The 9,617-nt window shown below is 74.3% G+C and carries 10 protein-coding genes and 1 pseudogene; 6 read left to right on the forward strand and 5 right to left on the reverse strand.

What is annotated here, in order from left to right; all coding sequences use genetic code 11:
* Nucleotides 1–800: histidine kinase (locus G3I42_RS21280; RefSeq protein WP_239096588.1), on the reverse strand; the 800-nt coding region annotated here is incomplete at its 3' end.
* Nucleotides 801–1,124: 324 nt separating this feature from the next.
* Between G3I42_RS21280 and G3I42_RS21285 the strand changes: the two genes are divergently transcribed.
* On the forward strand, nucleotides 1,125–1,700 hold the full coding sequence (locus G3I42_RS21285) for a heme-binding protein (RefSeq protein ID WP_164288247.1): 576 nt from the start codon (nucleotides 1,125–1,127) through the stop codon (nucleotides 1,698–1,700).
* A 45-nt stretch (nucleotides 1,701–1,745) separates the two neighbouring features.
* Nucleotides 1,746–2,354 carry an ankyrin repeat domain-containing protein gene (locus G3I42_RS21290; protein WP_164288249.1) on the forward strand — a complete coding sequence of 203 codons (609 nt, stop codon included), beginning with the start codon at nucleotides 1,746–1,748 and terminating at the stop codon, nucleotides 2,352–2,354.
* Nucleotides 2,355–2,437: 83 nt separating this feature from the next.
* On the opposite strand, the gene G3I42_RS21295 is transcribed toward G3I42_RS21290, so the two are convergent.
* On the reverse strand, nucleotides 2,438–2,986 hold the full coding sequence (locus G3I42_RS21295; protein WP_164288250.1) for a GNAT family N-acetyltransferase: 549 nt from the start codon (nucleotides 2,984–2,986) through the stop codon (nucleotides 2,438–2,440).
* 89 nt (nucleotides 2,987–3,075) lie between these two features.
* Between G3I42_RS21295 and G3I42_RS21300 the strand changes: the two genes are divergently transcribed.
* Nucleotides 3,076–3,978, forward strand: a complete 903-nt coding sequence (locus G3I42_RS21300; RefSeq protein ID WP_164288252.1) for a prephenate dehydratase — start codon at nucleotides 3,076–3,078, stop codon at nucleotides 3,976–3,978.
* Nucleotides 3,979–4,048: 70 nt separating this feature from the next.
* On the opposite strand, the gene G3I42_RS21305 is transcribed toward G3I42_RS21300, so the two are convergent.
* Nucleotides 4,049–4,624, reverse strand: a complete 576-nt coding sequence (locus G3I42_RS21305) for a TerD family protein (RefSeq protein ID WP_164288254.1) — start codon at nucleotides 4,622–4,624, stop codon at nucleotides 4,049–4,051.
* Nucleotides 4,625–4,843: 219 nt separating this feature from the next.
* On the opposite strand from G3I42_RS21305, the gene arfB reads away from it, so the two are divergent.
* Nucleotides 4,844–5,275 (forward strand): alternative ribosome rescue aminoacyl-tRNA hydrolase ArfB, encoded by a 432-nt coding sequence (gene arfB / locus G3I42_RS21310; RefSeq protein WP_164288256.1) that lies wholly within the window; start codon nucleotides 4,844–4,846, stop codon nucleotides 5,273–5,275.
* A 135-nt stretch (nucleotides 5,276–5,410) separates the two neighbouring features.
* Here the strand turns inward: arfB and G3I42_RS21315 are convergent, their stop codons facing one another.
* Nucleotides 5,411–5,920: a flavin reductase family protein gene (locus G3I42_RS21315; protein ID WP_343244612.1), complete on the reverse strand. Its 510-nt coding sequence runs from the start codon at nucleotides 5,918–5,920 to the stop codon at nucleotides 5,411–5,413.
* A gap of 465 nt (nucleotides 5,921–6,385) precedes the next feature.
* On the opposite strand from G3I42_RS21315, the gene cdgB reads away from it, so the two are divergent.
* Together cdgB and G3I42_RS21325 are read left to right on the forward strand one after the other, a co-directional pair.
* Nucleotides 6,386–8,239, forward strand: a complete 1,854-nt coding sequence (gene cdgB / locus G3I42_RS21320; RefSeq protein WP_164288260.1) for a diguanylate cyclase CdgB — start codon at nucleotides 6,386–6,388, stop codon at nucleotides 8,237–8,239.
* A gap of 170 nt (nucleotides 8,240–8,409) precedes the next feature.
* Nucleotides 8,410–9,426 (forward strand): CBM35 domain-containing protein, encoded by a 1,017-nt coding sequence (locus G3I42_RS21325; RefSeq protein ID WP_164288262.1) that lies wholly within the window; start codon nucleotides 8,410–8,412, stop codon nucleotides 9,424–9,426.
* Nucleotides 9,427–9,480: 54 nt separating this feature from the next.
* On the opposite strand, the pseudogene G3I42_RS37740 reads toward G3I42_RS21325, so the two are convergent.
* Nucleotides 9,481–9,617 (reverse strand): annotated as a pseudogene (locus G3I42_RS37740) (1-phosphofructokinase); the annotation flags it as partial.

The raw sequence follows: 9,617 nt of genomic DNA on the forward strand, positions 1-9,617 counted from the left end.
GTACCGCCCGCGAGCCCCGCCGGGCCCAGGTCATGCACGAGCCGCCGCGCCTCCGCGAGCCCCTCGGCGGCGATCCCGGCCGCCGTGCGGACGTGCGCGCGGGCGGCCTCCGGGTCGCGGTCCCACTGGCGTTCGGCGGCCTGGAGCAGCATCCGCTGACTGGACAGGCCCTGCGCGAGCGTGTCGTGGATCTCGCCCGAGAGCCGCTGCCGCTCGGCGAGCGTGCCCTCGCGGCGCTCCGTCGCGGCGAGTTCCCTGCGCGTGCGCACGAGGTCGTCGATGAGCACGCCGCGCCGCGCGGACTCGCGGCTCAGATGCAGGAAGACGCCGGTCGCGAGCGCCGCGACGACCGGGGGGACCAGGACGAGGTTCGGGTCGAAACCGTCCGCGAGCCGCAGTTCGGCGACGACCACGAGCGCCGTGAGCACGGTGATCGCCGCGAGCGCCGCCCGTACCGGCAGCACGCGCAGCGCCGTGTGCACGAGCGGGATCGCGCACCACGCGAAACTCGGCGCGAGCAGGACGACGACCGCCCAGCACACCGCGACGACGCCGAGCCGCCCCCGCCGCGCCCGCGCGGAGCCGCCCCGTACGAGCTGCGTCCCCGCGAGCACCACGCTCAGCGCCACGACCCACGGCAGCCGCCCGCTGTCGCCGTGCCGCAGCACGTAGCGGAGCAGCGCGCCGGCGAGCAGCGCGAGGAAGGCGAGGGTGAGGAGCGCGGTGAGCCGCCGCTCGTCGGCTCCGGCGGCCTCGTCGGCCCGGGCGGCGGCGCCGGGGGTGGCGCGAGGTGGGGGCATGGGTGCGGGGTCCTGTGGGGGTGCGGGGGCGGCGGTACGGGGCGGGAAGTGGCGGTACGGGGCGGAGTGCCCCTTCGATCATCGCGCCCCGCGCGGGGCCCCGCATCAACCGATCGGCCGACCCGGAGGCCGACCGGTCGGGGCGTGGGGAGTGGCCGGCCGGACGACGGGAAAGGCGGGCGCGAGCGGCCAGGCTGGAGGAGCGGGAGCCGCCGGAGGAACGGCGGCCCGTACCCGTACACCCGGGAAGGCCGGAGCGGCCCCCGGCACCCGTGCGCCAGGGCTCGTACCACCGGCGCACCACCCACACCCCAGGAGCGAACCATGTCCCTCACCCTCCGCGCCCGTCGCACCCGCGTCCTCGCCGGTGGCACCCTCGTCGTCGCGCTCGGCGCGGCCGGGGTCCTCGGCACCGTCTCGGCGAACGCCGAGTCCCCGCAGTCCCGCCCCGCCGCCGCGTCCTCCGCCCCCGCCGCCGAGGTCTCCGGCCGTGACACGACCACCACGACGCACCTCACGACCGCCGCCGCGACCCGCGCCGCGCAGGCCGCGCTCGACGCCGCCCAGCGCGCCCACCAGAAGGTCTCGGTCGCCGTCGTCGACCGCGACGGGCGCACGGTCGTCACGCTGCGCGGCGACGGCGCGGGCCCGCAGTCCTACGAGTCGGCCGTCAAGAAGGCGTACACCGCCGTCTCCTGGAACGCCCCCACCTCCGACCTCGTCAAGCGCCTCGACTCCGCGCCGACCCTCAAGGACATCCCGGGCACGCTCTTCCTCGCGGGCGGCGCCCCCGTCACCGCGAAGGGCGCGCCGGTCGCGGCGGTCGGTGTCGCGGGCGCGCCGAGCGGCGACCAGGACGAGACGTTCGCGAAGGCGGGTGTCGCCGCGCTGGGCAGGTGAGGTGGAGTAGGAGCCGTCCCCGTCCCGTACCCGCAGGAGTCCCCGATGCCAGGAACACAGTCCCCCGCCGCCCTCCTTCTCGCCGCCGCCCGCACCGGCGACGCGGAGAACGTCCGCCGCGCGCTCGCGGACGGGGCGGGCACGGAGGTACGGGACGAGGCGCGGCGCACGCCGCTGCTGCTCGCCGCGCAGGGCGACCACGTCGCCGCGGCCGAGGTGCTCGTCGCCGCGGGCGCCGACCCGAACGCGCAGGACACGCGCCTGGAGAGCGCGTGGCTCGCCACGGGCGTCACGGGAAGCGTCGCGATGATGCGTACGTTGCTGCCCGCGGGCCCGGACGTCACGCTGCGCAATCGTTTCGGCGGGATCGCGCTCATCCCGGCGAGCGAGCGCGGGCACGTCGCTTACGTCGAGGCCGCGCTGCGCGAGACGGACATGGACGTCGACCACGTGAACCGGCTCGGGTGGACCGCGCTCCTGGAGGCCGTGATCCTCGGCGACGGCGGGGCGGCGCACGAGGAGATCGTGCGGCTCCTGCTCGCCGCGGGCGCCCGGCCGAAACTCGCGGACGGCGAGGGCGTCACGGCCCGCGCGCACGCGGAGCGGCGGGGGTTCGCGGGGATGGCGGCGCTGCTGGCGGAGGCGGGGGAGTAGGCGGGGAACTAGGCGGCGGGGGCCGCGTCCAGTGCCCCGCCCCCGCGCCCCTCCGCGCCCCTCCGCGCCCCTCCGCGTCCCCCTCACCCCCTCGCCCCGCCCCCCTCCGCCAGCAGGTCCTTGCGCAGGACGTACGTCGGGCGTCTGCGGCGCAGGTCGGGGCGTTCGTCGATGACCTCGTAGCCGAGCGCCGTCCAGAAGGCCATCGCCGTGGCGTTGCCGCGCAGGACCGCGAGGCGCACCCCTGTGCGGCCCTCCTCGCGGAAGCGGTCCTCGACCGCGCGGGTCAGGCGGCGGCCGTGGCCCTCGCGGCGGGCGCGGCCGTCGATCATCAGGAGGCCGATCCACGGATCGGGGTCGTCGGGGCGCGAGGGGTGGTGGCGCAGGGTCGCGGCGAGGCCGACGAGCCGGCCGCGCGAGCGGGCGAGCAGGATTTCCGCGTCGGGGTGCGAGAGCTCCTCGGCGAGCGCGGCGGCGACCTGCTCGGGGCGGATGTCCTCGGGGTCCGGGAAATCGCCGCTGAGCTGCTGGAACTCCTTGTCCGACGCGTACAGCTCGGTCAGTTCGAGCAGGACGGGCGCGGGGAGCGCGAGCGGGTCGTCGGCCGCGGGCAGAAGCGTTTCGATGCGCATGGGCGGAGCGTAGATCCCGTACCCGCCCCCGCTGCCTCACCACGTGGACAGCGCCGCGTCGCCCCGCCCGCTTTCGGTACGTTGGCACCATGAGCAGCGCTTCCGCCGTCGCGTACCAAGGTGAACCAGGGTCCAATTCCGCCGCCGTGAGCGCGGTGATGTTTCCGGGCGTGCCCACACTGCCCTGCGCGACCTTCGAGGACGTCCTCCAGGCGGTGCACGAGGGCGAGGCGCGCGTCGCGCTCATCCCGATCGAGAACTCCTCGGCGGGCCGGGTCGCCGACGTGCACCAGCTGCTCGCCTCCTCCGGGCTGCGGATGTTCGCCGAGTACTTCCACCCCATCCACTTCGACCTCCTCGGCCCGCCCGGCGCGCGCATCGAGGACGTCAAGGTCGTCCGCAGCCACGTGCAGGCGCTCGGCCAGTGCCGCCGCATCACCCGCGAGCACGGCTGGACGGCACGCGTCGCCGAGGACACGGCGGGCGCCGCGCGGGAGATCGCCGAGCTGGGCGACCCGGCGCACGCGGCCTTCGCGCCCCCGGCCGCCGCCGAGCTGTACGGCCTTCAGGTGCTCGCCCCGCAGGTCGAGGACGAGCACCACAACACGACCCGCTTCCTCGCCCTCGCGCGCGCCGAGGAGACCCCGCGCCCGGAGCGCGCCGAGGGCGTCGCGTACGTCACGAGCCTGCTCTTCCGCACGCGCAACATCCCCGCCTCGCTCTACAAGGCGCTCGGCGCCTTCGCGAGCAACGGCGTCAACCTCACGAAGATCGAGTCCTACCAGCTCGGCGGCAGCTTCTACGCCAGCCAGTTCTACGTGGACGTGGCGGGCCACCCCGAGGACCCCGGCTTCGTACGGGCCCTGGAGGAGCTGTCGTTCTTCTCGGCCGAGCTGCGCGAACTCGGCGTGTACCCGGCGCACACGTTCCGCGAGGAGCTGCACCGGCCGGTGGAGGAGGAGCCGCCCTGCTCCAGCCCCTCCGGCGATTGAGGAGCGGGGCGTGGGGCGGAGCCCCACAAGCGGGGGCCCGGGGCGCAGCCCCGGACCCCTCCCGCCCTCGTCAGACGTTGACGCCGAAGTCCTGCGCGATGCCGACGAGGCCCGAGGCGTAGCCCTGGCCCACGGCGCGGAACTTCCACTCCGCGCCGTTGCGGTACAGCTCGCCGAAGACCATCGCGGTCTCGGTCGCCGCGTCCTCGGAGAGGTCGTAGCGCGCGATCTCGGTGCCGCCGTCCTGGTTGACGATGCGGATGTAGGCGTTGCGGACCTGGCCGAAGTTCTGGTTGCGGGTCTCGGCGTCGTAGATCGAGACGGGGAAGACGATCTTGTCGACGTCGGCGGGCAGGCCCGCGAGGTTGACGTTGATGGCCTCGTCGTCGCCCGCGCCCTCGCCCGTCCGGTTGTCGCCGGTGTGGACGATGGTCTGGTCCGGGGTCTGCTTGTTGTTGAAGAACACGAAGTGGCCGTCGGAGTAGACCTTGCCCTGCGTGTTCACCGCGATCGCGGAGGCGTCGAGGTCGAAGTCCGTACCGGTCGTGGTGCGCACGTCCCAGCCGAGGCCGACTGTCACGGCGGTCAGGCCCGGGGCCTCCTTCGTCAGCGAGACGTTGCCGCCCTTGGACAGACTTACAGCCATGGGATGTGTCCCTTTCGTCGAACGATCACGGCCCCACGCCTTCGGCGGGACCGTCGTCATTTCTATGAACGCGGGGGCACGTCGGCAAGGTTCCTGGGTCCTTTGCTTTCTTTACGAAACTCTGCGAGCCGGGGCGTACGGCGGCCCCACGCGCTCCCGCCCGTACCCCCGGCGTGAAAAGCGCGTGCCGCACGCCCCGGGACGCGCGACCATGGAGGCATGTCCGGTCCCCATGTCATCCGTGGCTCGGTCGTCCTGCCCGAGGCGGAGCTGAAGTGGCGCTTCTCGCGCTCCTCCGGGCCCGGCGGCCAGCACGTCAACACCTCCGACACCCAGGCCGAGGTCCTTTTCGACCTCGCCGCCACCGAGGCGCTGCCCGAGGTCTGGAAGGCCCGCGCCCTCGAACGCCTCGCCCCCCGCCTCCGCGACGGCGGCGTCCTCGCCGTCCGCGCCTCCGAACACCGCTCCCAGTGGCGCAACCGCGAACTCGCCGCCGCCCGCCTCACCTCCCTCCTCGCCGAGGCCACGGCCCCACCCCCGGCCGCCCGCCGCAAGCGCAAGATCCCCAAGGGCCTCAACGAACGCCGCCTGCGCGAGAAGAAACAGCAGTCGGAGAGGAAGCGGGGCAGGTCGGGGAAGGACTGGGGGTAGGGGCCGGGTACGGCTGGACGGGGCTCGCGCCGCCGGGGCGACCGCCCCGGCGCGTACGGCGGCACGCGCTGCCCGGACCGTACCGCCCGTCTGACCCCGCCCCGCGCGGCCCCGCCCCCGCTGCCCAGACCCCCGCTACCCCAGCGCCCGGTACTTCCCCTTGAAGTACACCAGCGGTTCGCCGTCCCCGCTCGGGAGGTTCGCGCTCAGGACGCGGCCTATGACGAGGGTGTGGTCGCCTGCCTCGACGCGTTGTTCGGTGCGGCACTCCAGGGTGGCGAGGGCGCCGTTCAGCAGGGGGGCGTCCGTGTGTTCGCCTCTGCGGTAGGGGAGGTCCTCGAAGAGGAGGCGGTCGCTGACCCGGCCGCGCATCGCGAAGCGGCCCGCGATGTGGCGTTGTTCGCGGGCGAGGAGGGAGACGCCCCACAGGGGTTGTTCGTCGAGGAGGTCGTCCATGCGGGAGCCGGAGCGCAGGCTCACCATGACGAGCGGCGGGTCGAGCGAGACGGACAGGAAGGCCGTCGCCGTCATGCCCGCGTCCTCGCCGCGCGGGGCGTCGGGGTCGGTCTGCGGTTCGTGGGCCGTCACCAGGACGACTCCGGCCGCGAGCCGGCTGAGCGCGGCCTTGAACTCCTCGTCACTCACCCCCACAGCATGAGGGGTGACGGGGGCGGCGGGGGATGGGGCGTCGGTCCTGAACACGTCATGCACGCTAACTCGCCGGTAGCCCTCACCGCATCGGACCAGCGGCCGAAGCGGAGGTCCTAAGACCGCACCCGCGTGCGGGACCCCGGCGGGGGGCAGGGCGGGGGTGCGGGCCGGTGCTGGGCGGGCGTGGGGGAGCAGATGGTCGAAAACGTACAGGCGGCGTACAGAGAGTGTGCGCGAGGCCACAGATTCCGCTGTGACTTGAGTCACAGCACTCACATTTAGTTGACCGTGAGTACCGGACGCACAGCTCACTGTGATTCAGTGGGGGAGTGGCCAATGTGCTGATGTGATCGGATGATCAGCGGTCCGGGTTGTCGAGGGTGGCGACCCGCCCCGCCGGTGGTCCGGGGGAGGCGCGCGTCCTGGAGTCGCAGTCGAGGTCTCGGGGAGTAGACGAGCATGGAGACCGAGTCGGAGCCCTACGTCCGCCTTGCGACCATGCGCCGGCTCCACCAGGCCGTCTCCGACCTCGCCACCGCCCGCAGTCTCGCCGACACCCTCCAGGCCGTCGTCGACGGCGTCGTCAACGGCATCGGCTGGGAACTCGCCGCCGTCAACATCGTCCAGCCCGACGGTGACCTCGTCGTCGCCGCGCTCTCCGGCAGCGACGCCGCCGACTCCCTCCTCACCGGCCGCATCGGCTCCCGCACCGCCTGGGAACGCCGGCTCGCCGCCGCCGAGCAGTGGGGCGCGCTGCGCTTCCTGCGCCACGACATCGCCCGCGCGCTGGAGACCGACGGCATACCCGCCTGGTACACCCCGGGCCCCGAACCGCGCTTCGCCGACGAGTGGCACCCCGAGGACCAGCTCCTCGCGCCGATGTACGAGTCCGGGCAGGCCGGCGACCTCGTCGGCGTCCTCGCCGTCGACCGCCCCCGCGACGGCCGCCGCCCCGGCGCCTGGGGCTGCGAAGCCCTCCAGATGTACGCGGCACAGGCCGCCACCGCCATCGTCAACGCCCGCCTCCGCTCCAACATGCAGCGCGCGCTCGTCCGCCTGGAACGCGAGCAGCAGGCACTGCGCGCGAGCGAGGAATCCTTCCGGCAGGCCTTCGAGTACGCGCCCAGCGGCATGGCCATCGCCGAACTCGGCGGCGAGCACCACGGCCGCGTCCTGCGCGCCAACGACGCCCTGTGCCGCCTCCTCGGCCGCTCCGCCTCCGCGCTGCGCCGCTGGTCCTTCGTCGACCTCGCCCACCCCGAGGATGTCGGCGTCCTGCTGCGCACCTCGGCCGAGGGCGGCCGGGCCGAGCTGCGCCTGCTGCGCCGCGAGAAGAGCGGCGAGAGCTACGTATGGGTGCACCTGCGCAACTCCGTCGTCGCCGACGCCGCCGACGGACCGCGCTTCCTGCTCACGCACGTCGAGGACATAGAGGACCGCAAGCGCCGCGAACTCCACCTCGCCCACCGCGCCAGCCACGACGCGCTCACCGGCCTGCCCAACAGCGCCGAACTGCGCTCCCGCCTCGCGGCCCGCCTCTGCGAACGCCCCTCGGCCCGCCCCCCGACCCCCGTCGAAAGCCTCGACGCCGCCTACGGCGACCACCGCCCCGACGCCTCCGCGCGCCACGAGAACTACGAGAGCTACGAGGAGTACGCGGCGGCGCACTACGCGGGCGAGCCCTACGCGACCGGCGCCGTCGCCCCGTACGGCACCCCGGCCCCGTACGCCACCGAGCCGCGGCAGCCCGACGAGACGCCGCACCCGTACCCGCCGCACCCCGTGACCGACTCGGGCGGCCACACCTACGACTTCACCCAGGACCCCGCCGCCCCCTACGCCGCCCCCGCCACCGGCTACGAGACGCACACGCACGCCGTCGCGCCGCCGCCCGAGGGCATGCCGGACAACGGCGTCAAGGGCCTCGCCGTGCTCTTCTGCGACCTCGACGGCTTCAAACCCATCAACGACCGCTACGGCCACCACGTCGGCGACGCCGTCCTCATCGAGGTCGCGCGACGCCTCAGCGGCGGCGTGCGGGACGGGGACACCGTGGCACGGCTCGGCGGGGACGAGTTCGTCGTGCTCGCCGACGGCGTCGGGCGCAGCGACGCGGAAGACCTCGCCGTACGCCTGCGGACCGCGATCACGCAACCGATCAGGGCCGACGGGCGTTCCGTACGGGTGGGGGCGAGCTTCGGCATCGGCTGGGCGCGCTGCGGCGAGAGCCCGGAGGAAGTCCTCCAGTCGGCGGACCAGCGGATGTACGTCGAGAAACGCTCCCGGTCGCGGCAGCACCGGCGCGCGATCTGACCCCCGCGCCCCCTCGGGCCGTGTGGTCCCGGCCACGCGGTGGGTTCATGCGGAGCGGGTAGGCTCGCCGGAACCGGCCGGTGCCGCTCGCGCACCCCGGCACGCCTGTTCCGTACCGCGACCAGCACGTCCCGCACGTCACGTTCAGCACGTCAAGGAGTGAGCCAGCGATGACCCCCGGTCCCCCCGGCAACAACGGTGCGAATCCGCCCGAGGGCGAGAACCCGGGGACAGCGGGCACGGAGGAGGACGACCCCTTCGGCTACCTCTACGCCGACGGCCAGTCCGCCGGGGCCAGGCCCCCCGCGGGCGGCGGCTACGGCTACCCCGGCCAGCGCTCGCACCACCAGGTCAGGGCGGTCGGCGAACGGCAGTACGGGTACGGGTACCCGCCCAAGGAGAGCCAGCAGAGCGCCCCCCAGCAGGCCGCCCCCACAGCCGCGTACCCGCAGCAGAACGCCCACTACGCCGCGCCGGAGAACCTGCCCGGCGGACCCCCGGCGGGCGGCGGCCGCCGCGCCGCCAACGGGCAGGGCGGTGGCCGGGGCCGCGGGCCCAACAACAAGGGCCTGCTCATCGGCGCCGTCGCGGTCGTCTGCGCCGTCGCCGTGGGCATCACCGTGGCAGTGGTCACGGGCGGCTCGGGCGACGACAAGCAGGCCGCGAAGGACCCGGCGCCCAGCGCCACCGCCTCCCAGGGCCACGGCGGCGAGGCCGACGACAAGCAGCCCGGCGACGACGCGTCGAAGGAGCCGGAGGAAGAACTCCCGAAGGCCGACGCGAAGACCCTCCAGCTCTCCGGCGGCCCCTCGGTCGCCTCGGACGTGAAGGGCGCCAAGGCGGACGGCGGCGGCTACGTCGCCGGCTTCAACAAGCCCGGCGCCAAACTCACCTGGAACGTCAGTGTCCCGAAGGCCGGCGAGTACACCGTCTTTCTCGACTACGGCGTCCCCGGCAAGGACCAGCAGGCCAGCCTCTACGTCAACGGCGGCGACCGCCGCGACCTCTCCCTCAAGAACTGGGCGCAGGCCCCCGAGGGCGACTGGGAGAAGGGCTGGACCACCTCCTACGTCTTCACCAACTTGACGAAGGGCACGAACGCCATCTCCTTCTCGTGCGACGAGGGCGACACCTGCGACGCCAACTTCGACCGGGTGTGGCTGAAGGCCGGGCACGTGACGAAGTAGGACGGGGAGCCCGGGTTCCCCACTCCGCCTCCGCGCCCTCGGAGCCCGGGCCTCTCACCCCGCCTCCGCCACCTTCACCTCGCCCCGCAGCTCCGCGTACGCCCGCGCGTCGAACTCGCCCGCCACCGGCGCGGCGACCGCCGCCGCCGCAAGGGCCGTCGCGTGCGCCAGCCGGGCGGGCCAGGGCTGCG

Source organism: Streptomyces sp. SID11385 (genome assembly GCF_010548245.1).
Lineage (GTDB): Bacteria > Actinomycetota > Actinomycetes > Streptomycetales > Streptomycetaceae > Streptomyces.